The organism is Pollutimonas subterranea (assembly GCF_002849655.1).
Classification (GTDB): Bacteria; Pseudomonadota; Gammaproteobacteria; order Burkholderiales; family Burkholderiaceae_B; genus Pollutimonas; species Pollutimonas subterranea.
In genome coordinates, this window is sequence record NZ_PDNW01000003.1 from 19042 (window position 1) to 44443 (window position 25402).

A 25402-nucleotide genomic window follows, 5' to 3' on the forward strand; every position below is an offset into this window, starting at 1 on the left:
CTGTGCACCTTTTACAAAGAACTCGACCAAGGCCGCGTCAAGAACGAATCGCGTAGCGCTTAGGTAGACTGTTCCATCGTTGCTTGCTACTCAATGCCAGCAGTTTATGGAGTCATAACGCTGGCCTTTTCCTGCTGTATTTGCTCAATGGTGTTTGCGACAGCTTGTGCCGCATTTGAGTCAACCGGCAGTTGCTCAAGCAATTGTTGCCAGTGATTAATAGCCGATTGATAGTCGCGGCGCTCAAGTGCTGCGGCACCCGCCAAAGTCAGGGCGAATGGTTCACGAGGATTGAGCGTTAGAGCGCGCTCCAGCAATTGCGTCGGCTCTCCTTTAAATCCCATTTGATTGATTCTGGCGAGTGTTTCGGCATACTCGGTTAACGCCAGCGGATCCGCCTGGACGATGGGCGAGGCCTTATCGAAAGCGGTGGCTGCATTTTCATACTTTCCGAAGTAACGGTAAGAACGGGCCAGCATGAGCCATCCAGCGGGATCGTCAGGATTGCTTGCCAGACGGGCCTCAAGTCCATTGACCATGGCTTGTACATCGGCTTGTGTCATCGCGGGAGCGCTTTGCACCGGCGTTGGAAGAGTCGCCGCCGGATTGCCCAACGAGTAGTATGTTAATGCGGTGGCCAGAGGTAGAACGATAATCAAAGCCACCGCGGCGCGCTTGCCGCCAAGGCTTTTTTGGGATAGGTTCGTATTGGGTTCTGCTTCGTGGAGAGCCCGTCGCTGCAGCTCTTGCTTTGCGTCAGCGAAATCGCGCGAAGATAAGATACCGTTGGCGAAGTCTTGTTCCAGCTCAGCCAACTGGTCACGCAGTACCGTCGCATTGACGGCATGATGCTCAACATCGCTATCGGATGTTGGGCCGCGCCAAAGAACTCGCCCCAGCCAAAGCGCAACACACACTAGAAGCAGTGTCGCACCACTGAGAAAAATTAGATTCATGGTTGATTTCCGGTATTTATTGAGTGCCCTAGCAGTGTCTCGGCTCTTTTCTGCTCGTCGTCGCTTAGCGCCAACTCGATGACGCTAAGCTTTAGACGGCGCAGCGTTCTTACCAATATGAGCAGCCCCGAAAGCAACAACAGCATGGGCCCGAACCATAGCAATAACGTGGTGGCCTTTAACGGCGGACGGTAGAGTATGAATTCGCCATACCGGGCGACCATATAGGCCTGGATCTCGGTGTCGCTTTTTCCCGCATCGATCTGCTCACGGATTCGCTCACGCAAGTCCACAGCAAAATCAGCGCGTGAAGCGGCGATCGTTTCGTTTTGACACACAAGGCAGCGTAGCTCGGTGGCTATATCCAGCATACGTGCTTCCGTTGCGCCACTATTGCCGAACGAGGGCAGGGAAACAGCGGCACAAAGCAGAAACAGCCATAGACGTTTCATTGCTGAAGCTCGCGTATTAGCGGCATGATCGTGTCGCGCGCTTCGCTGTAGCTTACCGCTCCGGTATGTTTATAACGGATGACGCCTGATTTATCGATAACGTAGGTTTCGGGTACGCCATAGACACCGTAGTCGTTACCAGCCAGCCCTTGCTCGTCGGATACCGACGTCTCATAGGCATTGCCATGGCGTTTGAGCCATGAGATTGCGTCTTCGGGTGCATCTTTGTAGTTAAGGCCGACAATGGACAATGCATGCGTTGTCGCCAGGTCCGTAATGACAGGATGCTCCTCAAGGCAAGGCGGACACCAAGACGCCCATACGTTCAACAGCCACACCTTGCCTTTCATGTCTTGTGGCGTGAATGTTTCGTCCGCAGAGGCCAACTGGGGCAAGGTGAAATCGGGCGCCGGATTATTAATGAGGGGCGAAGGTACGTCGCTGGGTTTTAGCGTCAAGCCAACCGCCAGAAAACCGACCAGCACGATAAAGGCCGCTAGCGGCAGTAAGAAGCGAGTCATGGCGTGGCTCCTTTAGCAACTAAAACTTTTCGCCGTTCGCGACGCTTAAGCCGATAGCGGCGATCACTAATGGCTAATAGCCCTCCCACAGCCATCAAGATGCTACCAATCCAGATCCAGTCAACGAAGGGCTTATAGTAAATACGCACCCCCCAAGCTTCGTTGTCAATAGGTTCGCCCAAGGCGACGTAGATGTGGCGTAGACCGTTGGCATCAATCGCGGCTTCCGTCATCGGCATATCCGATGAAAGGTAAGTGCGTTTCTCGGGATGGAGGGAACGTAAGGCACGCCCATCTTTTGACAGCAAGACATCACCGACGTCCGCCTTGTAGTTTGGGCCTAAAGCTTTATTGACACCCTGAAACGTCAGTTCATAGCCTCCCGACGTAGCGGTATTGCCAGGCACCATGCGCAGGTCCTGTTCCGTTTCGTAGCCCGTGACTAGTGTTACACCTGCTACGAACACGGCGATGCCCAAATGTGCCACATGCATGCCTAGCCAGCTACGCGGCTGAGCCAGCAGACCGCTACGGGTCGCACGCATACGTTGAAGGATGCCGGTAACGACCGCCGTGGCTATCCACCCGGCCACGGCCACACCCATAGCCACGGCTACAGACCAGCGCCCCATCAGAAATGGCACGCCGATACCAACGATCACCGCGACCCCAGCGGGTAGACGCAGTTGTTTTATCAGAGCCTTAACCTTTGCCGATTTCCAGTTAGCCACTGGCCCCACGGCCATGAGCAGCAAGGCGGGTACCATCAACGGTACGAAGACGGTATCAAAGTAGGGCGGCCCGACAGACAGCTTGCCCAGTCCTAGCGCGTCAAGAATAAGTGGATATAAGGTTCCAAGAATGACAGCGCCGGTGGCGACAACCAACAACACATTGTTCGTCAGCAAAAGAGATTCACGCGATAACAACGCGAATCGGCCTCCCATTCCGATTTGGGGCGCACGCAAAGCGAACAAAAGCAATGACGAGCCCGTCACCACCGCGAACAGCATCAGGAGAAACACGCCTCGGCGCGGGTCGGTAGCAAAGGCGTGGACGGAGGTCAGCACCCCTGAGCGCACCAGGAAAGCGCCCAGCAACGACAGCGAGAAGGTACTGATGGCAAGAAGTACTGTCCAGTTTTTAAAGCTGTTGCGTTTTTCCGTTACAGCCAGCGAATGAATCAACGCCGTACCCACCAGCCATGGAACAAATGATGAATTCTCTACAGGGTCCCAGAACCACCATCCACCCCAGCCCAGTTCGTAGTAGGCCCACCAACTGCCCAATGTGATGCCCAAGGTTAGAAACAACCATGCTGCCGTCGCCCAGGGTCGAGACCATCGGGCCCAGGTCGCATCCAATTGTCCAGCCAGCAGGGCGGCAATGGCAAATGCGAAGACCACAGAGAATCCGACATAGCCCATATAAAGTAGCGGTGGATGCATGATCAATCCAACATCTTGGAGCAGTGGATTCAGATCCATTCCTTCCAGCGGCGCAGGCACCAGGCGCTCAAAGGGGTTGGAGGTCAGCAACACAAAGAGCAAGAACCCGGCGGTGACCAAGCCCAACACCCCGAGTACGCGGGCGACCATGGCATCGGGCAGTTGTTTTGAAAATATGCTTACGGCATACGCCCAACCGGTTTGCATGAGCAGCCACAGCAAAAGCGATCCTTCATGGCCACCCCACGTGGCGGCTAGCCGGTAAAACCAGGGCAATTGTGTATTAGAGTTATGGGCGACGTATGCCACTGAAAAGTCGCTAACGGCGAATGACCACACAAGCACCATAAAACTTATGATGACTAGTAGAAACTGCACGCGCGCAGCTGGCCGAGCAAACGCGATCCATGCCGAATTGTTGCGCGCGGCACCTGCAAGGGCTATGCCCCCCTGTGCAAGCGCGACGAATAACGTCAAAATCAAAGCGAAATGGCCGAGTTCAGGAAACATAATGGTTATGGACTCGCTGTTAGGATGTTTTTACTGGCCTCATCCAAGGCATGTTGTGCTTCCGGCGGCATATAGTTCTCATCGTGTTTGGCGAGCACTTCTTGAGCTAGGAACCGGCCATCAGGTTCTAGCTTGCCTTGGGCAACAACACCTTTTCCTTCGCTGAACAGATCGGGAAGTAGCCCCGTGTAACTTACCGGTACCATTTTTGCGTTGTCGGTTACGATAAACTGCACCGTAAGTCCATCGCGCTGCACACTGTCTGCTTGTACTATTCCTCCCACGCGAAAAGTGCGTTCTTGAGGTGCTTCGCCGGCGCTGACTTGTGTCGGTGTAAAAAAGAACACAAGATTGTTTTGGAACGCATTGAGCACCAATGCCGTGGCTAGGCTGAGTGCGACCAGGCCGCCTGCGATGAGTGCGATACGTTTATGACGATTCTTCATTGAGCAACCTTTTGTCCAGACTGAGTTCATGCTTTACCTGTGTTAAGGCCCCTTTACGGCGTTGGCGAAGCAAAAAGCACTCGATGTAGATAACCGCGATGGTCACACCTAGGGATCCCCATACGTATGTCCCATAATCGCCCATGGCGAAGAATTCGGCGGGGCTTGACCAGATCATCGCTTTATCTCCTTTAATTCGTTTAACCAACCCGCATGGCGCTCGCGTACCAGGATGACGCAACGTATGCGTATCAGTGCGACCGTGATCGTATACATCCATGACGCTAAAGCCATAAGCAGCATGCCTGCCAGCATGATCGTGGCCATGGAGGGCGCCTGCGTTAATGAGACAGAGGCTCCTTGATGCAAGGTGCTCCACCATTGAACCGAAAAGTAAATAATGGGAATATTCACCACGCCGACGAGCGCAAGCACGGCACCAGCCTTGTCTGCCCGCCGAGGCTCTTCCACGGCTGACTGAAGCGAAATGAAGGCCATATACAAGAAGAAAAGGATCAGTTCGGACGTCAGGCGCGCGTCCCAGACCCACCAGGTTCCCCACATTGGCTTACCCCACAAGGCACCCGTCCATAAGGAAAGGAAAGTGAACATGGCACCGGTGGGCGCCAAGGCCGACGCCATCATGGCGGATAGGCGGCTGTTGTATACCAATCCGACTCCAGACCAGAAGGCCATGATCAAATAAATGAACATCGACATCCAAGAGGCTGGAACGTGCAGGAAAATTATGCGGTAGCCCTCGCCTTGCTGGGCGTCGGTAGGCGCCACAAAGAAACCCACATACAGGCCTGCGGCGGCCAGAAGTGCTGCCGCCGCGCCAAACCAGGGAATAAGCTTCCCGGCAAGCGGATAAAACATTCTTGGTGATGAGTACTTAAACCAATTGATCATGTGTCTGGCCATTACTCCAATGCAATTCGCAACGCCGCCGTGGTGGCCCAAGGCGCGAAAAAGCTGGCCAAAGCCAGTATGGCCGCCAGTAAGGAAAGATTTGCGCTGGCGCTTGAACCGGCTGCAGCGGCATCAACAGCACCGGTACCAAAGATCAGAACTGGCGTATAAAGCGGCAATACAAGTAATGCCACCAGAACGCCGCCACTTCGCAGACCCAGCGTTAGGCTCGCTCCGATTGCTCCAATCAGGCTAAGTACCGGAGTGCCGATTAACAGCGCAATGGCCAGTACAAGTAAAGACGGAGTCGGCAAATCGAACTGCAAGGCCAAGAGCGGCGCAAGCAATGTCAATGGCAAGCCCGTCAATAGCCAGTACGCGATCACCTTACCCAGCACCAGCACTCCCAATGGAGACGGTGAAAGGACCATTTGCTCCAAAGTGCCATCGATATAGTCTTGTTCAAACAACCGGTTGAGCGATAGAACGGTGGCCAACAAGGCGGCCACCCAGAGAATGCCAGGGGCGATTTGTCGAAGCGTATCGCGTTCAGCGCCTATGCTTAGTGGGAACAGGCTGACCACGATCACAAAGAACGACAAAACTGTCAGCACATCGGACTTGCATCGCATGGCAAGCCTTAGGTCTCGCTTAATGATCCCGTAAAGCGCGGTCAGACCGAGCGCGTCAATCATGCGCCGACTCGGATGGTCTGCGTTGCATGCGCCAACTTCATGTCTTGATGCGTCGTCAAAACGGCAATGCCGCCGTCGCCCAGATGACGGTCGATCAATTCGACTATCCACCGACTTGCCTTCGTATCCAATGCGGTCAAGGGCTCGTCCAGCAGCCACAACGCACGTTTCTGGAGTAATAACCTGGCTAAATTTACGCGGCGTTTTTGTCCCTGCGACAAGGCTCGTACTGGAAGGTGTTCGCAACCCCGTAATCCCGCTTGATGCAAGACGTCATACACAGTAGATGAGCCAACCTGTATATCCGCTAAGGCTGATCCGAAGGTTAGGTTTTCTGTTGCACTTAGATCTTCTTTCAAACCCGGAGAGTGACCGCAATAAAGTAGTTCGCGTCCATATTCGTCGCCCCATTGTTTTATCGGCCGTCCATTCCAATGGACGGTTCCGGTAGTCGGAGGTGTTAGGCCGACGAGCATACGTAGTAGGCTGGTTTTGCCACTGCCGTTTTCGCCCTGAAGCAATAAGCACTCGCCAGCCTTGAGCTGAAAGCTCAAGCTATCAAATAGACTGCGCTCACCGCGCACGCACTGCAGATTAATGACTTCAAGCAACGCCGACCTTGTTTCCAAGTTAAATGACCGTCTCAGCAGTCGTCAGCTCACTACATAATTGCTAAAGACTTTTTGAGACAACGCATATAACGCAACCCGCTGGATGCGCTATTGCGTAGCATACGTTGCTCCGATTAACCGAGAGTTAAGAGACTTGCTTGGCCGAAGTCATGTTATGTAGAGAGGGTTATGGTGGAGCCGCTGACCCAGCTTCTTGTCAGCAGCCCTTATCGGTGAATAGGTTAACGGCTCTGAATCGCTGCCAATGGGCGAATCGCTTCGCCTTTGTTACGGCTATTATCTGCCGCGTTTGCGCCCTTGAAGCGTAGCAGACGCAATGCATTAAGCGTAACAATGGCCGTTGCTCCAGTGTCGGCCAACACGGCGACCCATAGGCCGGTGAAGCCCAGCACCGTGGTGACCAGGAACACGCCCTTGAGACCCAGTGCGAATATCACGTTTTGGTGGATGTTCGCCATGGTTGCACGCGAGAGGGCGACCAGGTGGGCCACATCGGTGACGCGACTTTTCAGCAGCGCTGCGTCGGCTGTTTCGATCGCCACATCGGTGCCACCGCCCATCGCGATGCCGACATCCGCCGTTGCCAGTGCCGGTGCATCATTGATGCCATCACCCACCATGGCGACTTTGGCGTTCTGCTTCATCTCATTGATCAGGCGCAGCTTGTCCTGAGGCAGGAGTTCGGCTTCCCATTCCATGCCCAAGTGGCCAGCGATGGCCTGGGCGGTAAGGCGGTTATCGCCCGTGAGCATGACTGAGCGCACGCCCATTGCTTTGAGCTGGGCCACGCCTTCTTGCGCGTCTTGCCTGGGCTCGTCGCGCAGCGCCACCAGCCCAAGTGTTTCACGGGTCTGCTCGTCCAGCAGAACGGAAACGGTTTTTCCGTCATATTGCAGCGCTTCGATGCGCGCGCGTTGTCCGGGTGTTAGGGTTGCTGCCTGGGCGGCGTAGACAGGCGACCCTATGGCCAGAAGGCGTCCGGTCACGGTCGCATGCACGGCTTTACCCGCCGTAGCGGAGGCGTGCGAGGCCGCAGGGATGATGATGCTGGCCGCTTCGGCATGGTTGACGATGGCTTTGGCCAGCGGGTGATTAGAGCCGGACTCCACGCTTGCGGCGAGCGCCAGAACCTCGTCCTCGCCCCCTTGCGTAAAGGCAACGACATCGGTGACGCGTGGCTTGCCTTCGGTCAGGGTGCCGGTCTTGTCGAACGCAATCGTTTTCACCCGACCGATGATTTCCAGGGCATTACCGCCCTTGATGAGCAATCCACGGCGCGTCCCGACAGCCAGACCTGAAGCGATAGCCGCCGGTGTTGAGAGCACGAGTGCGCAGGGGCAAGCAATCAGCAACAGCGCCAGGCCGCGATAAAGCCAGGTTCCCCAGTCTGCCCCCACTGCCAGCGGCGGAACGACCACGATCAGCGCGGCAATGACCATCACGGCCGGCGTGTAGTAGCGGCTGAACTGTTCAATGAAACGGGCGGTGGGCGCTTTGGAGGCCTGCGCCTGCTCGACCAGCTGAATGATGCGCGAAATCGTGTTGTCGGCGGCGGCTTTGTCGACGCGCACCTGAAGTACCCCATCGACGTTAATGGAGCCCGCAAATACGCTGTCGCCCGCAGCCTTCGCGCGAGGAATGGACTCACCGGTGACGGGCGACTCATCAAGGCTGGATGTGCCTTCGATAATGACGCCATCGGCCGATACCCGGTCGCCAGGGCGCACGAGCACATGGTCATTCACGCGCAGCGAAGCTGCGGGGACCTCGCGTTGCCCACCCGCTGGATCGAGTAAAACCGCCGTTTTCGGAACCAATGAGTCCAAGGCTCTGATACCGGCGCGAGCGCTGCCGGCAGCCACGCTCTCCAGCAGCTCACCGACGGAGAACAGAAATACGACGGCCGCTGCTTCTTCCGCTTCACCAATGAAGAGGGCGCCAAGCGCGGCCACAGACATCAGTGTCTCGATCGAGAAGGGCGAGCCAGACCTGGCCAGCGCAAGCGCTTTGCGCGCAAAGGGAAAAACTCCGACAATCACGGCTGCAGAGAACACCCAGCTTCCATAATCGGGGAAAAACAGCGCCATCGCGTAAGCGGCGCCCATCAAGATGCCGAGTCCGACGACCTGTTTGCCTTTCCTGGTTTGCCACCAACGCGGGTGGCGTGCGACGGCTGGATTGTCGGCTTCAATGCCTGACGCGGTCTTTTGGCTGGTGCTGGCGGAGACGCCAAAGCCAAGACTCTTGATGGTTTTTTCGATGTCACTGATCTGAGTGGCTGAATCGGGCGCGAGCGTCAGTTCCAGCTTCTCTGTGGCAAAATTTAGTCGAATGTCAGAGATCCCAGGCATGCGTGTTAGAGCCGTTTCTATCTTGCCGACGCAACTTGCGCAGTCCATGCCTTCTACCTGCCAGGAGATGCTCGGATGCATCTCCTGGGCGACATCAATGTCCGACGCGGTCTTTTGGCTTGTGCTGGCAGATACGCCAAAGCCAAGGCCCCTGATGGTTTTTTCGATATGGCCGACCTGAGTGACCGAATCGGGCGCCAGCGTCAGTTCCAGTTTCTCTGTGGCGAAGTTCAGCCGAATATCAGAAACGCTGGGCATGCGTGCCAAAGCCGTTTCAATCTTGCCGATGCAGCTTGCACAGTCCATGCCGTCTACCTGCATGGAGACACTCAGAGGCATTCTCTGGGCGGGAGCGGGGGCCACGCTGTTGGCGACCGGCGCATCGCTTCCACGCGGCGGGTAACCTGCCTGGTGCAAGGCGGCTTCAAGCTGTGCGCTTGTCGCTGATGAGGTGACTTGCACGCTGCGCGTGGGTGGATCGGTAATGACTTGCGCGTTTGGGTCAACCGAGTGGATGGCTTTGACGACCTTGCCCGCGCAACCACCGCATGTCATGTCTTCGATATGAAACTGCATGAGAATTTCTCCTGTGAATGGAGTCATTAGAAACCCTCTTGCGACTTCAGAGTCAAGCGTTTTCATTCCACCTGCACCCAATCCAATGACCTTGATTTCTTTGCTGTTCAAGTCTATAGTTACTGTAATGTTTTAGAGGATGGAGACCCTCATGCCAATCAAGATCGGTGAGCTTGCTAAACGTACAGAATCCACGGTGGAAACCATTCGGTATTACGAAAAGGAGGGGCTGCTGCCGGAGCCTGCTCGTAGCGACGGCAATTATCGTTTGTATGGCGAGGCGCACATTGAACGCCTACGATTTATCCGGCATTGCCGCACGCTCGATATGGCGTTGGACGAAGTGCGAACCTTGCTTCAGTACCGGGATACGCCCAATGAAGAGTGCGGCGATGTGAATGCTTTATTGGACGAGCATATCCATACAGTAGAAACACGCGTCGAAGAATTAATGCAATTAAAGCAGCATCTACTGGCTTTGCGCCAAAAATGCGCGAGCACGGCACCAATTGCGTCATGCGGGATCTTGCTCGCCCTTACTGATAGTTCTTGCCATAGTTAGAAGCATCGATTTTACGGCGTAGAGGCTGTTTGATCCCACGGCAGCGATGCGGGGATATATGATGCCCTGAAACGACTACAGTCGTTTGAAGGCATATCACTTTGCTTTTCTTTTTCCGATAAATTGTACGACGCTGGCCAAACCTGTATGGAAACTGCCTTCAATGACTTCTCGCTCTACCTCGCGGGACAGGAGCACTTCGAAATCCGGAAATTCCTGTTCGATATCCGACTGAGCCAACAGCATGTCGGCATCTTTGGGGCCACCTGTGTTCCGATTGATCTGTGCTTGGCTGTAACCCTCCAGCATTATCACCCCGCCGGGCTTTATTGACTGCGCGACCAGCCAATGCAATCTTTTGCGTACTTGGCTGGGCAAATGAGCAGAGATTGAAACGACAGCACCGAAGGAATCAGCCGGCGGTGTATAAGTCGCGAGGTCAACCGTTGCCGTTTGAATTGATACTCCCTTCAACGCTGCAAGTTTCTGTGCCTTCGCTAGTCCCACAGTCGAGCTATCGACACCCAATACCTGAAGGCCCAACGACGCCAAAAAAACAGCGTTTCGCCCCTCGCCTTCCGCAAGGCTTAGCACCGGACCAGAAAGCATGCTTGCATGTTCCATCAGAAAATCATTCGGTTCTGTTCCATACGCAAACACATCACTGGCATAGCGTTCGTCCCACATAGTATTTCCTCAATGATTGAAAGCAATCTTTTTTATTGTACGTAATGGATTCATTTGGCTTGATCGAGCATCAGTAGTGACGCAGAGAATGTTTATTCAATCCCCTGACCGCATGTGGGCGGTAACGGGGCTTTGATTCCACGGCATTTTCATGAGCACACGGGCCAGGCCGCAAAAGCCAGAGACTCCCGCAAACACCAGTCCCGCACCGACAAAACCAGAGAGCAAGAAGAACCATGGCGAGACCATGGCTCCCAACGCTGTTCCGAGCACAATCATTGAGCCTGCGGCGATCTGGACTTGCCGCTGCAACTCCAGCGGCTGCGAGGCATCGACTACGACGGGAAGCCCGGCTTTCTTCCACGCATCTAGGCCGCCTTCAAGCACATAGGCCTCGCCGGTGACGCAGGCGCTTAGTATTTGCGCGCTCATTTGTGTTCGGTTGCCAGAGCGGCAGTGAAAGACGACGGCCTTCGCGTTCTGGAGGGCGGCCGCGCCTTCGGTCAACTGCTCCATCGGAATATGGCGGGCCTGTGCAATATGTTCACGGGCATACTCATCCGCAGAGCGGATGTCTACGAGCAGGGCGCCCTGATCCAGATGTTGACGGATGGCTTGGGGAGACAGTGGCTTCAGAGACATACAGTGTGATTCCTGGTAATGGTTATGGGCAGAAGATTTCTTTGAGCGTGGTAACAATCTTGGCGACGGCTGGGTTATTGATGCGGTAGTGCAGGGTTTGTGCTTCGCGCCTGAATGCTACTAAGCCTTCCTCGCGCATTTTGGCCAGGTGCTGGGACAGCGCGGACTGGCTCAAGGCAACGTATTCATTTAGGGCGCCTACAGTCATTTCGCCATGCTCAATCAGCAGGCACAGCACCAGTAATCGGTGCTCGTTGCCAATGGCGCGGAGTAAGGCGGAAGCCTTCGAGGCACCTTCCTGCAGAAATAGATTATCTTGATTTTTTGTTGGCATGATGCGTTATTATATTAGAATTAGGTAAATTAGTATATTCTAATATTTGTTGAGTAATCACCTAGAAGAATGGATCACACTATGCAATCAGCCGCTCAGATTCAAGCGTTCTTTGACAAGTCCACCAATACGGTGACCTATTTGGTGTCCGATCAACGAACGGGGCTTGCCGCTGTAATTGATCCCGTACTGGATTACAACCACTCCAGTGGCCAGGCATCGACTGCGTCAGCAGATCGTGTTTTACAGGCTGCGAGCCAAGCGGGCTTGCGCATTATCTGGGTGCTTGAGACCCATGCGCATGCAGACCATCTGAGTGCGGCGCCGTATATTAAGCAACGCACTGGTGCGCAAGTTGCCATTGGCGAGCATATCCGTGAAGTGCAAACGATTTTTCGACCTATATTCAACCTTGACGATGTGTCGGGGGACGGCAGTGAGTTCGATCGATTGTTGAGTGACGGAGACACTTTTATGATCGGCGAGTTGTCGGTAGAGGTATTGCACACGCCTGGTCATACTCCTGCTTGTGTGTCCTACCGTGTTGGAGATGCCGTGTTTGTTGGCGACACGCTTTTCATGCCCGACTACGGTACCGCTCGCGCTGATTTTCCAGGTGGCAGCGCACAGATTCTGTACCGCTCGATCAGGCGGATATTAGCGCTGCCAAAGGACACGCGAGTGTTCGTGTGCCATGACTACAAAGCCCCCGGACGTGATGCCTACGCTTGGGAAAGTACGGTGGCTGAGGCGCGTGCGCGTAATGTCCACATTCATGATGGCGTGTCTGAAACGGATTTCGTTACCATGCGTCAGCGGCGCGATAAGACGCTGGCTGCGCCCGCTTTGTTGCTACCGTCGGTCCAGGTCAATATCCGCGCAGGCCAACTACCCAAAGCAGAGTCCAATGGCGTTACTTACTTGAAAATCCCAGTTCGTCTGACCGAATAGGTTCCGACGACTAAGGAGCGACTTTAGCGAGCATCAGGGTTTGTATGAGCAATACCAATGTATCTGGAGCCCAATAGCGCACGCTGGAATAGTTCGTCCGCCATGTCACGCTTCTACGACGTACCTGCGGTCCTCTGCAGTCATAGTTAGTGCCGTAGATTCTTTAAGCTCCCTGGTGATGGATTGGAGAGCTGCTGCCTATCGGCTGTGTTCTCGAGATCGGCCAAAATCGGACAATCGGGACGGTCATCGCCGGTGCAGCACTCTATCAGGGTCTGAAGCGTGCTAGCAATTTGTTCTAGGCTATCGATCTTCTCGCGCAGTGCTGTCATGTGAGCCGTCGCGATCCGTTTTACCTCAACGCTCTGGCGCGATCTGTCGCGCCAGAGGCCCAAAAGCTCATTGATCTGTGCCATCGGAAAGCCCAGATCGCGCCCCCGGCGGATAAACCGCAGCATATGCACGTCAGACGCAGAATAATGGCGATAACCCGACTCCCTGCGATTCGCCGGGGGGATCAGTCCGATCTGTTCATAGTAGCGGATCATCTTCGCCGAGATCCCCGAGGCTTTCGCCGCTTGCCCGATATTCATTTCAATGCCTCCTTTCCATTTACGCCGACTTCGCCAGATGAAAGGACTCGGTTGCTTCTATCGGTGGGCGGAACCCACGCAAGCGCAGCGCGTTGCCCAGGACGAAGACACTCGAAAGCGCCATCGCCCCGCCGCGAAAATCGGTGACAAGAGGATGCCCCAGGCGGGATACAGCACACCCGCCGCCACCGGAATCAGGGCAGTGTTGTAGGCGAAGGCCCAGAATAGGTTCTGACGGATGTTGCCGATGGTCGCCCGCGACAGTGCGATGGCAGTGGGCACACCCATCAGGTTGCCCGACATCAATACTACGTCGGCCGCCTCGATGGCGATGTCCGTGCCGGTACCCACAGCCAGGCCGACATCGGCTTCGGCTAGTGCAGGCGCGTCGTTGATCCCGTCGCCCACGAAGGCAAGCCGTCCGTGCTCGGCTTTCAGCTTGCGTACGGCGTCGACCTTACCTTCCGGCAGGACTTCGGCGATCACTTCGTCGATACCCAGCTGGCGTGCGATGGCTTCTGCAGTGCGGCGGTTATCGCCCGTGATCATCGCGACCTTCAGGCCAAGACTGTGCAACGCTTTGATGGCATCGTGTGTCGTTGCCTTGATGGGGTCGGCAACCGCGACGATCGCAGCCAGCCGGCCGCCAATAGCCGCATAAAGTGGCGTCTTGCCTTCATTGCCCAGGCGCTCGGCGCTAGCCGCGAAAACGCCAACATCGAGCCCTAGTTTGCGCATGTAGCGGTCCGCCCCGACTTCAACCAACTCCCCATTCACGTGGGCTTTTACGCCAAAGCCGGTGATCGATTCGAAGTCCGTGATGTCGGGAATGGTGATCCCTTCGTTGTCGGCGGCCTCGACGATGGCGCGCGCGATGGGGTGCTCGGACTTCGCCTCGACAGCGGCGATCCGGCTAAGCACGTCCTGGCGCTCGAAGCCTTCGGCGATGTCCAGATCGGTCAGCGTCGGGCGGCCCTCGGTCAGCGTGCCGGTCTTGTCCACGGCGACGACCTTGGCGTCTTTGAGCAATTGCAGCGCCTCGCCTTTACGGAAAAGCACGCCCAGCTCCGCCCCGCGCCCGGTGCCCACCATGATAGAGGTGGGTGTCGCCAGGCCCATGGCGCAAGGGCAGGCAATGATCAGCACGGCCACGGCATTGACGAGCGCAAAGGTCAGCGCCGGCTGCGGCCCGAAGACGAGCCAGACAAGAAAGGTCAATGCGGCGGCCGCCATGACAGCCGGTACGAACCACATGGTCACCTTGTCCACCAGCGCCTGGATGGGCAGCTTCGACCCTTGCGCCTGCTCGACCATGCGTATGATTTGCGAGAGCACGGTGGCGCCACCCACCGCCGTTGCGCGGAAGGACAGCGCACCCTTTTGATTGACGGTGCCCCCGACCAGCTTGCCGTTCACCGTCTTTGCCACCGGGATGGGCTCGCCGGTGATCATGGACTCATCGACATAGCTTTGGCCCTGCGTGACTTCGCCATCAACGGGAATGCGCTCCCCAGGCCGCACCTCGATGATGTCGCCGGCCACGACATCGGCGATCGGAATTTCCAGCACCATACCGTCACGCTGGACGCGCGCAGTTTTCGCCTGCAAACCGACCAGTCGCTTGATGGCCTCAGACGTGCGGCCCTTGGCGCGTGCTTCCAGAAAACGGCCAAGCAGGATTAGCGTGACAATGACAGCCGCCGCTTCGTAATACACATTGACCGTGCCCGCGGGCAGTAGCGATGGCGCGAAGGTGGCGACCAGGGAATAGGCATAGGCCGCGAACGTGCCGACCGCGACCAGCGAGTTCATGTCGGGCGCCAGACGCAAAAGCGCCGGAACGCCCTGGCGGTAAAAGCGCAAGCCCGGCACCGCCAATACCAGTGTGGTCAGCACAAACTGGATATACCAGTTCCATTGCATGCCCATGGTGCGCAGGATCAACTCATGCACGCCGGGAATCAGGTGCGACCCCATTTCCAACACGAAGACCGGCAGCGTGAGAGCGGCGGCAAGGGCCAGGTCGTGCTTGAGTGCCGCGCGCTCAGCGTCTTTGCGAGCATTCACGGCCTCGTCGTCGGCGGATGCGCCAGCGTCGATGGGCCGCGCTTCATAGCCTGCCGCCGCGATCGCGGCGATCAGGGTGTTGGGATCGACGCTGCCGCGCACGTGGGCGCGTTCGGTGGCCAAGTTCACCGTGGCCTCGGCAACACCGGGAATGGCTTTGAGCGCTTTTTCGACCCGGCCGACGCACGATGCGCAGGTCATGCCTTCAACCGAAAGGTCGATGGTGGTCGCGGGTACGCTGTAACCGGCGGCCTCGATAGTGTCGACGAGCGCCTGGCGGTCAAGCGGGCCGCTCGCCTTGATGTCGGCTCGCTCGGTCGCCAGGTTGACCGTTACCGAGTCAACGCCGTCGACCTTGCTGAGGGCTTTTTCGACGCGGCCCACGCACGATGCACAGGTCATGCCTTCGATCGGAAGACTGATCGCGGTTACCAAATCGCTTTCTTGATGGGTCAGGGCATTCAAATCGCACCTCCTTGTCGTTCAATTCAACTAGATTAGGATGAGAATAAGGCTTCCCATCGTTGGAAGGTCAAGCGAAAAAAATCAGCAGCATGGAAGTCGAGACAGGCGTCGACGGCTACCACAGACATCGAGACGTGGTGTTCTCCAAAATATACGAAATGGGGTGATGTCCTTGCGGTCATCACCCCATTCGTTCACTGCCTCATTCGCGCCGCTCCTTGATAGAACGATCGGTGGCAACGTACCACTTACACCCGCGGTGGGTAACCTGCTTCTCGTAAGGCCGCTTCAAGTTGTTCTTGGGTAGCAGACGATGTGATCTGCACGCGACGGCTGGGCGGATCGGTCACGATTTCGGCGTTGGCATCCACCGATTGGATCGCCTTGGTCACGCTGCGCGCGCATCCGCCGCACGTCATGTTGTCGATATGAAGTTGCATGAGAGTCTCCTTTGAATGATCTCAATAACAGCATAAAGCTTGCTACCGTTGGAAGGTCAAGCGGCTTAGAATTCGACGGTAGCGCCGTCCTCAGGGATTTCGACGCGATCCTGTATGCTCTTTTCCTTCACGTATTCCCTCAGTTCTTTACGGCTTTGGAACATATGATTGATCGCATCCATGTGCGTGGCGACGATTGTCGCGTCAGGAGCTGCTTGAGAAGCGCGTAGCACGTCTTCCTTACCCATGATTATGGAGTGGTCTGGATAGTCGCAACTGGGAACGTCGCCATCAAATTATCGACGCAACTTCTGCAAAACGTTGGGGCCGACAGGGCAACTGTAAGCTTTGCGCGCCGAGGCCGCTTAACGTCACTGGAGCTGTCCAGGCAATCAAGGTCAATGACGGTCACCAAGCCGCTGGCATACCGACATGCGCGCCCTCTGAGCGCGAGTTGGCCCAAATTAATCTAACATTGTCATTCAGGTCAATTGTGGGAAACGTGAGTGTCACGCAAACTCTCAGGTACTTACCGGACAACTCGCGTTTGCACAGTCCGGACGACTGAACCTTCAAGAGAGAAACAACGTGAATGATTCGATTAAGGGCGTGCGCCAGGGCGCGGCGCCATTTCCCCTATCCATCCTGGACTTCGCCATGGCGGGCAAAGGTCTGACAGCCCGGGAAGCTCTGGCCGCCAGCATCGAGCTGGCACGCCTGGTGGACCGGCGTGGCTTCACCCGCTACTGGGTCGCTGAACATCATTCCAGTCCAGGCGTCACCACCTCGTCGCCTGCGATGCTGCTAGCACGCCTGGTTGGCGAGACGAAACGGATACGCCTGGGGGCGGGCGGCATGATGCTGCCCAATTTCCCGCCGCTGGTCGTCGCCGAGCAGTTCGGGTTGCTGGCGTCCATGGCGCCGGGGCGCATCGACTTGGGCGTAGGCCGAGCACCAGGCACGGATATGAACACGGCGGCCGCATTGCGGCGCGGCCAGGTCGGTGCCGAGGACTTCCCGGCGCAGCTTATGGAGCTGCTGGCCTTCCTGGACGACGACTTTCCAGACGACCACCCGTTCAAGGCCGATGTGTATGCCGTGCCCGGGCCCAGGCAGGACCAGGAGAATGGTGTGCCGCGCTCGTTCGCACGTCCGCCGGTCTGGCTGCTCGGGTCGTCGGACTACTCGGCGCGCCTGGCTGCAAGGCTGGGCTTTCCGTTCGCCTTCGCGGCGCACCTGGCGGACCAGAACGTAATGATGGCGCTTGATATTTATCGCCGCTCCTTTCAACCCTCAGCCGTGCTTGACCAGCCGTATGTAATCGCCAGCTTTGGCGTCATGGCTGCGGACGATGAGCATGAAGCGCGACGGCAGGCTTGGGCCTACTCCCACGCCATGATGCGCATGAGCACACGTCGCCCGTTCGTTGTTCCTACGGCGCAAGAAGCCGAAATCTACGACTACTCGCCCACCGAACACCGGATCACCGATATGTGGAACGCCAAGATCATGAGCGGCACCGGTGCGCAGGTTATTGAGCAGCTCAATGCCTGGCAACAGCGCGTCAACGCCGATGAGCTGATGATCCTGAACCTTGGGCATTCCCCGCAAGCCATTTACCGTTCGACCGAACTGATAGCCGACGCATATGGCATGCCGCAGAACATCGTGGAGTAAGGCAACCTAGGTTTTCAAGTGTTATCTTTGTCAGTTTGGGTGTATAGTCTTCGGCTATTAGTTTATATCTAAAAGTAATAAGTATTCGGCGCTGTGGGACACTATCTCCCAGTTGAGATGGGCGGGTAGATCGCGTGAACGATGTTCGAGTCGGTGAAATCAACGTGGTCGATTCGTCAACGCAGGCACAGCTGCCGGAACGCCTTTCACACGAGATACATCTTGACGAACACAGCCTCCCCAGCCGGACAAACAGAATCCCCCACGTTGTCGGAAGGTGTGCAGCGCGGCAACATCATGCGCTTGACAGTGGCGCAGGCACTGGCTGGTGCGAACTCAGTAGTCGTTTACGCCACCGGGGCCATCATCGGCCACATGCTGGCGCCCGACAAGACGCTGGCGACCTTGCCGATATCCATCTTCGTGGTGGGCATGGTCGCCAGCATCTTGCCGGCTGGTGCAATCGCACGTCGGTATGGCCGTCGCATGGCTTTTCTTGCGGGGGCCGGTTGCGGTGTCCTGGTGGGTGTGTTGGCGGCGCTTGCGGTGATGATCGGCTCGTTCTGGCTGTTCTGCCTGGCGACCTTTTTTGGCGGGGCCTACGCTGCCGTCGTGCTCTCGTTTCGCTTTGCCGCTGCCGATGGTGTCAGTCCCGCGATGCGGCCACGCGCACTGTCTTTCGTGATGGGCGGAGGCGTGGTCGCAGGCATTGTCGGACCGCAGTTGGTCACCTACACCATGAATTTGTGGCCTGCGCATATGTTTGCGGCCACCTTTATTGCCCAGGCGGCCGTCGCTGCGGTGTCTGCCCTTGTGCTCTTCGGTGTAAAGCTCCCTAGGCCCACGGCGGCAGAACTCGCCGGAGGCAGGCCGCTAGGCGTCATTGTGCGCCAGCCGCTCTTTGTCACTGCGGTGATTTGCGGCGCGGTCTCGTACATGCTCATGAATTTCCTCATGACGGCTGCGCCGCTAGCGATGCAAATGTGCGGCCACTCGCAGGAAAGCTCCAATCTCGGCCTTCAGTGGCACGTGATCGCCATGTACGCGCCCAGTTTTTTTACGGGTCGGCTCATCATACGTTTCGGCGCCGGGCGAGTGGTGACGGCTGGCTTGGTGCTTACTGGCGCGGCTGCCGCCGTGGGCTTGACAGGCCTGGATGTCGCCCACTTCTGGCTCACCTTGATCCTGCTCGGAATTGGCTGGAACTTCGGTTTTGTGGGCGCTTCCGCGCTAGTGCTGGAGTGTCATCGTCCGGAAGAGAAAACGCGGGTTCAGTCATTCAATGACTTCATCGTTTTCGGCACGATGGCGATAGGCTCGTTTGCCTCCGGTGGATTGTTGGCGGCCTACGACTGGGACATGGTGCTTTGGGTGTCGTTCGTTCCGCTCGCGCTGGCCGTCGCCGTGATGGCGGCGACCTCGGCAAGTAACAGGCGGGCTCCGGCGGTGCAGAGCCGCGGTTGATGCGCCCGCCGTCGCCCAATCAAGCGGCCGAAAGGTAGTCCTGCGTGGACTTCACTGTACCGTAGCCGAACTCGAGGGCCGCCATCATTGCCGCATGCACATGGGCTGCGGGTACCGTCACGCCGCCAAAAGTGAGATCAAGCGTGGCACAGGCGTCATGCAGTACCGTAGCCGGGTAACCCATGTCGACCGCGGCGCGCACGACAGCGTCAATACACATGTGGCTCATTGCACCAACAACCACAACCTCTTCGACACCTTTCGCATCGAGCTGTTGCTTGAGATCGGTTTCGCGGAACGAATTGATGTGGTTCTTGACGATGACCGGCTCGTCTCCGACCGGAGCCACGGCCGGCTGAATCTCCACGCCATCGGAGCCCGGAACAAACAAGGGGGCATCGGCAGTGGGAAATTCGTGGCGGATATGGAAAACCGGAATGCCCTTGCTTCGGGCGTCGGCGATGGCTAGCGCCGCATTGGCGGTAGCATCCTCGATGCCCGACAGTGGTAGCTTGCCAGTGGGCAGGTATTCGTTTTGCAGATCGACGACGATTAGACCGTGCTTTTTCATGGTTCCATTCTCCTGATTTGAGTAACTGAGAACTTGTATCTTCGCCTGTAGACCGTTCGACGTGAAGTGGCGCCATCGACAATATGAGGGTCAATATCGACATCAGGCTCGAGCGCGGCGGATACTATTGCTGACCCCCTCATGCTTATTTGACAGCGCCTTGGCCAGCACTAAAGCGGCGACGGTATTCGCTCGGGGATAGTCCCACGATGCGCGTGAAGACCTTTCGAAAGGCGCCTGGATCGCTGTAGCCGACTTCCCAAGCCACGCGCTCGACGGACGCGTTTCCGAACTGCAGCAGCTCTCGCGCTTTGCCGACCCGCAGGCGTTGAGCGTACTCGGTGGTCGTCATGCCGGTCGCCTTCTGGAAGCGGCGCAAGAAAGTCCGCTCTTCCAACCCGGCCTGGGCGGCCAGTGTGGCAAGGGCTACATCCTTGGCTTGAGTCGCCTGCAACCAGTGCTGCACTTTGAGCACCGCCGCATCGCCGTGCGTCAGGCGGGGGGAGAACACGCTGTAGTAGCGTTGTTCACGGCCAGGAGGGTCGACGAGCAATATGCGCGCTGTCTCGAACATGACCGTCGGGCCGAGAAAACGATCCACCAACTTCAACCCCAAGTCGGTCCACGCCATGAGGCCGCCGGCCGTAATGACATCACCGTCATCGATAATCAGTTGATCGGCATCCACGGACACCTCTGGAAAGCGTTCTTGGAGCAACTCGGCATGGGACCAATGGGTAGTCATCCTGCGGCCGGCCATCAAGCCGGTGGCCGCGAGCACGAATGCGCCAGCGCAAACCGAACCCAATGCGATCCCGTGCGCATGCCGATTCCGCAGCCAGGCTGTTAACGAGGCGGCATCGTCCACGCCGATCGGTTCGCTTAAGGAGGGCGGCAAGATCAGGGTCGACAAAGCCTCAGGAGGCTCATCCGGACAACTGTCGAACACACAGTTTGGCGGGCGATTGGAGTCATCTTGGCGCCAGTGAGTGATGCGCAATGCCGGCACTCGTTCTTTCTGGTGGGAAACCACTATCCGGTTCGCGACGCCGAACAGGTCTGTCAGCCCCAGCACGGCGGCCTGCTGTGCGCCTGGGTAAATTACCAGTCCGATGCCAATCATGTTTTACCTCCTTTGCGGGAGTGTTGCATGCGTTTCAAGTACCCCTCCTTGCTTATTCATTTTAGCGGTGCAGGTACGCCTACGGGCAGTTAGCATTGAAACTGGCTTAAGCTAGGCGTGGCATCGCTTATTTATGGAGCAAGCGGTCGCATCGAATTGCCAATGACGGTCAGGCTGCTAAGACACATGGCGATGGCGGCCGCCAAGGGAGTGACGCCGATATGAAAGAAAAGCCCCACGATGGCGACGTTGTAGATAACCGAAAAAAATAGGTTCTGACGTACCCGTCTCAGGATATGGCTAGCCAGGTGTCGTGCTCGGACGATTTGTTCTACGCCGCCTTTCGTAATCACGACGCCGGATGCCGTGACGGCGATGGGGTTTGCGCCATTTATAGCTACTCCACAACCTGCGGCAGCCAGGACCAGCGTGTCATTAACGCCATCGCCCACAAATGCGGTGTCTTGGCCATGCTGCTGCAGGATCTGAACTTTCTCGTCGGGGTCGCACGCCGCGTATATGTGTTGCGGTGTGAAAGCCAGTTCTTTGCCGACCCAATGGGCGGCTGCTGAATGGTCTCCTGTCACCAGCAAAGTCTGGCATCCTTGTGTGCGTAAGTCGTCCAACGCTGCCAAGGAACTGTCTCTGATGTGGTCGTGCAGGTCGAGTCGTCCTTCCCATTGGCCGTTGCAGGATATGTGCACAATGGCGCTTGGCGCGTAGGCTGTATTAAGGGCAGGGCATGTTTGCTCGGCGATATCGTGCACACTCTGCTGCGCCAGCCAGCTCGCTGTACCGAGCAGCCACACCGCCCCATTTGGTGCAACGTAGCGCACACCTGCCGCGTGCCGCTCAACGTTGTCCGCCGGAAACAGGTCATTGATTCCCTGAGATTGTGCATAGCTCACAATGGCATTAGCCACTGGGTGTGCAACACCGCTTTCTGCACTGGCGACGATGCGTATTAGCTCATCGGGCGGAAGGCGTGTGCTGGTGACCTTTGTGATAGCCAACTGCCCGGTAGTCAGCGTGCCCGTCTTGTCAAAGGCGAAGACCCGCGCACGCGCCAAAGCTTCGACGCTTGCAGGGTCACGAAACAGAATGCCCGCATGCGATGCTCGTGCGCTGCCCGCCGAGAATGCCAGAGGCAGGGCAAGTCCCACAGCGCAGGGACAAGCGGCTACGAGCACAGACAGAGAGGCCAGCAATGCGTAGTCGATAGCCATGCCCATCCAGAGGTGCCGGATCAGGGCGAGCGCAGCGACTGCGCATACGACAGGCAACAGCAATCGCATAAACCGCTCGGCCATTTTAGACATCGACGACTTGGCACCGAACAGTTCAAGCATTCGCAAACCCAGTGTGTCGATGCGGCGTTCTCCCTGGCTTTTTTCCACCCGTAACAGTAGCGGCGATTGCAGGTTCACCATACCAGCATGCACCGGTTCGCCAGCTTCTCGCCGAAGAGGCAGGGATTCGCCCGTCAACAAAGACGCGTCGAGTTGCGAGCTGCCGGTTTCTATGATGCCGTCGACGGGGATGCGCTCGCCAGCCTGCACATAGACCAGCGCGCCAGGCTGTATGTTTTCGAGCGGAAGCAAATCTTTTTTCCCATCAGCGCGGACTAAGCGTGCTGTTTCGGGAAGGAGCTGACGCAAAGCGTCGATCGCCACCAAATTGTGCTTGCGCGCATGGATTTCGATCAGACGTCCTATCAGCAAGAAGGTGACCAGCATCGTGGCCGCATCGACATAAACTGCCGCTGAACCGCGTGACAGGTTCCATATTGATAGAAGCAGTGATCCCCAGACACCAAGGGACACCAGGGCATCCATGCCAGGCACGCCAGCGCGTAAGGTTTTCCAGCCCGCCCGGTATAGATCCAGGCCGCTGTAAAGTATCACGGGCAGACTGGAAACCGTGGCTGCCCACCCCACCCACAGAGCATTAATGCCCGTTACGGCGTCCATGCCAAAGTAGAGCATCCACGAACCAAGCATGCTCCACATGCCGAAGAATGTCCCAATAATTAATTGGAGCCGAATCCGCGATGCCTGAGCCAGCAACGATTGATCCAGTTCACTACTGTCTAATAGCGGTGATAGCTCGTAACCTAAAGCATGAACGCGGTTGAAAAGACTTTTGAAAGCAAAACTTTCTGGGTCCCAGCGTACCATCGCCGCTCCAGACGTGAAGTTCACGTTAGTGTCCAGGACCCCAGGTACTTTTTCGATAACGCGCTGCACCGCCATGGCGCAGCTGGCACAGAACATTCCACGCACGGAGAAAATCATCCGCCCCGCAGGATGCAGCTGTTCCAAGTCGGGCGAATCAGGACTAGAGTTAATCACTGCGCTCGACTGCCCGGGCTAAAGACTGTTCGTGGCTTACGCCGCCACCAACAATCTTCCCGCTCACTTCCTTGCCATAGTAGCTTTCTTCATCTTTGTGAAACTTCAGACGGGCCTCTTCCAATGTGCCGGTTTGCCGCGGATCTTTGGGGCGTTCATGGCTATTAAGATACGCTGCCACATCCCAGGCTTCTTGATCGGTAAGCGAAAACGGCTTGCCCAATGGCATGTTGGCCTTGATGAAGCCTGCGGCGGTATCGATACGCGCCATGCCGGCGCCCCAATTGTATGAATCTGGCCCCCATAGGGGAGGGAAAACCACACCACTTTCAGAATCCCGCTGACCCTGGCCGTCAGCACTATGACAGAGCGCGCAGTTCTGCGCATATACCTTCCCGCCCCGGATCAGGTCGTAACCTTGCTCTGGTTTCTTAACCTTGGGGTAACCCGCGCCGGGCATCTTTTCACCCGTCGGTGCGCCATCGGACATCCAGTAAAAATACGTCATGAGGTCACGATAAACATCGCTGCCCGCTGCCGGAGGTTTGCCGGAGGGGGAAGCCTGCGCATTCATAGAGTAAGTAAAGCATCCGGTAATACGATCTTCGAGTGTGCTGATCGACTTGGTTTTGCCACGGTAGGCCGGATAGCGCACATAGGCACCCCACATGGGGGCCGAATTCTCACGCCGACCTGCATCGAGATGGCAGTTGACGCAAGATAGTGTATTGCCGACGTGGTCGGATACCTGGGAGGGCGTTTCCAGGAAAATGGCGCGACCTCGCCGGACGGCGTCGCCATAGGGAGTCTCTGGGATACTTTTCTCAGATGGGGGCAAGTAATAACCGTCAGAACCGACGGGCGTACTGGCCGTGGGGGTAGTCCTGTCCTTGCTATGCGTGCCACGATCGGATTCCATTGCTTCACGCGTATAAACGGCATTGCCGATTTGTGTGGTGCCAGTCTTTTGTGAGGTGAATGAAAAGGACAGCAATCCACTACTGTCGATCGCGTAGCCAACACCAAACAGCACAATGCCGAGCCCGGCGGCCCACGCCAGTCGGCGCGCGCCAGACATTCGTTGTGGCTTGGCTGTTTCAAATTTGTCCGAAGATTTATTATCTTTCATCTGAATTCTCTGTACTAAGATTCACGAGGGAGCCGCCACCAGGATGACGTACAGACGCCGCGTAATACGAAACGGCATATAAGTCCTCGTATGAAAGTCGGCTGGCAATGTCATCCATCAAATTTTGCGGCGAGTTGTGCCGGTGCCCGCCTTTCCAGGCTGTTAATTGGCTGAACAGGTACTCAGGTTGCTGGGCCGCGAGCGGCGGGAACGCCGCGCCTACGCCTTCACCCTGGCTACCATGGCAACTGATGCAGGCTGGCACGTCCAGTTTCCAGTCTCCTTGTTCGAACAACAAGCGTCCTCTTTCGAGATCGGCGTCTGACGGTGGCAATACCAACAGGGGAACCGGCAAGCGGGCGTAGTAGGCGGCAAGTTCGGTGATGTCCCGCTGCTGCAGTTCGCGGGCAACATAATGCATGGATTCGTGAAGCCGCTCGCCGGACGCGAAATCGTGCAGCTGCTTGGTCAGATAGTCTGGCGATAGGCCAGCGAGCCGCGGCGTTATGCCTGCTCCTTCGCCTTGGACCCCATGGCACGATGCACAACTCCAAACACTGCCGGCGCCGCTGTGAACCAACTCCGGCGCGTCACCATGGACCGAGCCGACGGGCAGCGGATATTGAGTCAAGGGCGCGACTGGGCCGTTGGCGACTGTATCGGGCGATCCAAAGTCGGTCCACGGCGCAAGGTCGCTTAAGTACATGCCGACGCCAGTGATCGCCAACGCGACCAGGATGCCCAGTAAAAAAATAGGGATAGGGCGAGACGGCTCCCAAGGCTCGAAAGTGGGATCGATGTCTTCGACCCGTGGCAATGTTGGTTCAGGTTCAGTGTTCATGCTGTT

25 protein-coding genes and 2 pseudogenes are annotated in these 25402 nt (G+C 56.9%); 4 read left to right on the plus strand and 23 right to left on the minus strand.

Going from position 1 to position 25402, the window contains the following annotated elements; genetic code table 11:
- Positions 1–104: 104 nt before the first annotated feature.
- The 10 genes from ccmI to CR159_RS04440 form a co-directional block, all read right to left on the minus strand.
- On the minus strand, positions 105–956 hold the full coding sequence (gene ccmI / locus CR159_RS04395) for a c-type cytochrome biogenesis protein CcmI (protein WP_102072806.1): 852 nt from the start codon (positions 954–956) through the stop codon (positions 105–107).
- Positions 953–1408 carry a cytochrome c-type biogenesis protein gene (locus CR159_RS04400; protein WP_102072807.1) on the minus strand — a complete coding sequence of 152 codons (456 nt, stop codon included), beginning with the start codon at positions 1406–1408 and terminating at the stop codon, positions 953–955. Before CR159_RS04400 ends, ccmI begins: the two co-directional genes overlap by 4 nt.
- Positions 1405–1929 (minus strand): DsbE family thiol:disulfide interchange protein, encoded by a 525-nt coding sequence (locus CR159_RS04405; RefSeq protein WP_102072808.1) that lies wholly within the window; start codon positions 1927–1929, stop codon positions 1405–1407. Before CR159_RS04405 ends, CR159_RS04400 begins: the two co-directional genes overlap by 4 nt.
- Complete coding sequence (locus CR159_RS04410; RefSeq protein WP_102072809.1) at positions 1926–3887, minus strand: heme lyase CcmF/NrfE family subunit; 1962 nt, start codon at positions 3885–3887, stop codon at positions 1926–1928. Before CR159_RS04410 ends, CR159_RS04405 begins: the two co-directional genes overlap by 4 nt.
- Positions 3888–3892: 5 nt before the next feature.
- The gene (gene ccmE, locus CR159_RS04415) at positions 3893–4333 is read right to left on the minus strand and encodes a cytochrome c maturation protein CcmE (protein ID WP_102072810.1); all 441 of its coding nucleotides are present in this window, start codon (positions 4331–4333) and stop codon (positions 3893–3895) included.
- A complete protein-coding gene (gene ccmD, locus CR159_RS22185) occupies positions 4317–4613 on the minus strand; it encodes a heme exporter protein CcmD (protein ID WP_369406244.1) in 297 nt (98 codons plus the stop codon). The genes ccmE and ccmD overlap by 17 nt, the downstream gene beginning before the upstream one ends.
- Entirely contained in the window at positions 4508–5245 is a 738-nt protein-coding gene (gene ccmC, locus CR159_RS04425; protein ID WP_102073061.1) for a heme ABC transporter permease CcmC, read from the minus strand. The genes ccmD and ccmC overlap by 106 nt, the downstream gene beginning before the upstream one ends.
- An 11-nt stretch (positions 5246–5256) precedes the next feature.
- Positions 5257–5940, minus strand: coding sequence for a heme exporter protein CcmB (gene ccmB / locus CR159_RS04430; RefSeq protein ID WP_102072812.1), 684 nt, complete (start codon positions 5938–5940; stop codon positions 5257–5259).
- Positions 5937–6551 carry a cytochrome c biogenesis heme-transporting ATPase CcmA gene (gene ccmA / locus CR159_RS04435; RefSeq protein WP_102072813.1) on the minus strand — a complete coding sequence of 205 codons (615 nt, stop codon included), beginning with the start codon at positions 6549–6551 and terminating at the stop codon, positions 5937–5939. The genes ccmB and ccmA overlap by 4 nt, the downstream gene beginning before the upstream one ends.
- Positions 6552–6793: 242 nt before the next feature.
- Entirely contained in the window at positions 6794–9499 is a 2706-nt protein-coding gene (locus CR159_RS04440) for a heavy metal translocating P-type ATPase (protein WP_304528617.1), read from the minus strand.
- 151 nt (positions 9500–9650) lie between these two features.
- On the opposite strand from CR159_RS04440, the gene cadR reads away from it, so the two are divergent.
- Positions 9651–10061 carry a Cd(II)/Pb(II)-responsive transcriptional regulator gene (gene cadR / locus CR159_RS04445; protein WP_102072815.1) on the plus strand — a complete coding sequence of 137 codons (411 nt, stop codon included), beginning with the start codon at positions 9651–9653 and terminating at the stop codon, positions 10059–10061.
- A 96-nt stretch (positions 10062–10157) separates the two neighbouring features.
- Here the strand turns inward: cadR and CR159_RS04450 are convergent, their stop codons facing one another.
- The 3 genes from CR159_RS04450 to CR159_RS04460 all read right to left on the minus strand — a co-directional run bounded on the left by CR159_RS04450 (position 10158) and on the right by CR159_RS04460 (position 11724).
- A complete protein-coding gene (locus tag CR159_RS04450) occupies positions 10158–10748 on the minus strand; it encodes a class I SAM-dependent methyltransferase (protein ID WP_102072816.1) in 591 nt (196 codons plus the stop codon).
- A gap of 96 nt (positions 10749–10844) precedes the next feature.
- Positions 10845–11390 (minus strand): rhodanese family protein, encoded by a 546-nt coding sequence (locus CR159_RS04455; RefSeq protein ID WP_102072817.1) that lies wholly within the window; start codon positions 11388–11390, stop codon positions 10845–10847.
- Positions 11391–11412: 22 nt separating this feature from the next.
- Entirely contained in the window at positions 11413–11724 is a 312-nt protein-coding gene (locus CR159_RS04460) for an ArsR/SmtB family transcription factor (RefSeq protein WP_102072818.1), read from the minus strand.
- 81 nt (positions 11725–11805) lie between these two features.
- On the opposite strand from CR159_RS04460, the gene CR159_RS04465 reads away from it, so the two are divergent.
- The gene (locus CR159_RS04465) at positions 11806–12675 is read left to right on the plus strand and encodes an MBL fold metallo-hydrolase (RefSeq protein WP_102072819.1); all 870 of its coding nucleotides are present in this window, start codon (positions 11806–11808) and stop codon (positions 12673–12675) included.
- A gap of 146 nt (positions 12676–12821) precedes the next feature.
- Here CR159_RS04465 and cueR read toward each other — a convergent pair whose 3' ends face one another.
- The 4 genes and pseudogenes from cueR to CR159_RS04485 form a co-directional block, all read right to left on the minus strand.
- Positions 12822–13268 (minus strand): Cu(I)-responsive transcriptional regulator, encoded by a 447-nt coding sequence (gene cueR, locus CR159_RS04470; RefSeq protein ID WP_102072820.1) that lies wholly within the window; start codon positions 13266–13268, stop codon positions 12822–12824.
- Positions 13269–13287: 19 nt separating this feature from the next.
- Positions 13288–15800: pseudogene (locus CR159_RS04475) on the minus strand (heavy metal translocating P-type ATPase).
- A 248-nt stretch (positions 15801–16048) separates the two neighbouring features.
- Positions 16049–16240, minus strand: coding sequence for a heavy-metal-associated domain-containing protein (locus CR159_RS04480; RefSeq protein ID WP_102072821.1), 192 nt, complete (start codon positions 16238–16240; stop codon positions 16049–16051).
- A gap of 65 nt (positions 16241–16305) precedes the next feature.
- A complete protein-coding gene (locus CR159_RS04485; protein WP_199173237.1) occupies positions 16306–16488 on the minus strand; it encodes a hypothetical protein in 183 nt (60 codons plus the stop codon).
- 340 nt (positions 16489–16828) lie between these two features.
- Here CR159_RS04485 and CR159_RS04490 point away from each other — a divergent pair, with 340 nt between their 5' ends.
- Both CR159_RS04490 and CR159_RS04495 read left to right on the plus strand, forming a co-directional pair.
- The gene (locus CR159_RS04490; RefSeq protein WP_102072822.1) at positions 16829–17917 is read left to right on the plus strand and encodes an LLM class flavin-dependent oxidoreductase; all 1089 of its coding nucleotides are present in this window, start codon (positions 16829–16831) and stop codon (positions 17915–17917) included.
- A 297-nt stretch (positions 17918–18214) separates the two neighbouring features.
- Entirely contained in the window at positions 18215–19381 is a 1167-nt protein-coding gene (locus CR159_RS04495) for an MFS transporter (RefSeq protein WP_102072823.1), read from the plus strand.
- 19 nt (positions 19382–19400) lie between these two features.
- On the opposite strand, the gene CR159_RS04500 is transcribed toward CR159_RS04495, so the two are convergent.
- The 6 genes and pseudogenes from CR159_RS04500 to CR159_RS04520 all read right to left on the minus strand — a co-directional run bounded on the left by CR159_RS04500 (position 19401) and on the right by CR159_RS04520 (position 25396).
- Entirely contained in the window at positions 19401–19952 is a 552-nt protein-coding gene (locus tag CR159_RS04500) for a cysteine hydrolase family protein (protein ID WP_102072824.1), read from the minus strand.
- A gap of 145 nt (positions 19953–20097) precedes the next feature.
- Positions 20098–21075 carry a GlxA family transcriptional regulator gene (locus tag CR159_RS04505; RefSeq protein ID WP_102072825.1) on the minus strand — a complete coding sequence of 326 codons (978 nt, stop codon included), beginning with the start codon at positions 21073–21075 and terminating at the stop codon, positions 20098–20100.
- Positions 21076–21206: 131 nt separating this feature from the next.
- Entirely contained in the window at positions 21207–23075 is a 1869-nt protein-coding gene (locus tag CR159_RS04510) for a heavy metal translocating P-type ATPase (protein ID WP_304528619.1), read from the minus strand.
- A 117-nt stretch (positions 23076–23192) separates the two neighbouring features.
- Positions 23193–23369: pseudogene (locus CR159_RS22305) on the minus strand (cation transporter); the annotation flags it as partial.
- Between the two features lie 49 nt (positions 23370–23418).
- A complete protein-coding gene (locus tag CR159_RS04515; RefSeq protein ID WP_102072827.1) occupies positions 23419–24555 on the minus strand; it encodes a c-type cytochrome in 1137 nt (378 codons plus the stop codon).
- A complete protein-coding gene (locus CR159_RS04520; protein ID WP_102072828.1) occupies positions 24545–25396 on the minus strand; it encodes a c-type cytochrome in 852 nt (283 codons plus the stop codon). The genes CR159_RS04515 and CR159_RS04520 overlap by 11 nt, the downstream gene beginning before the upstream one ends.
- Between the last annotated feature and the right edge of the window lie 6 nt (positions 25397–25402).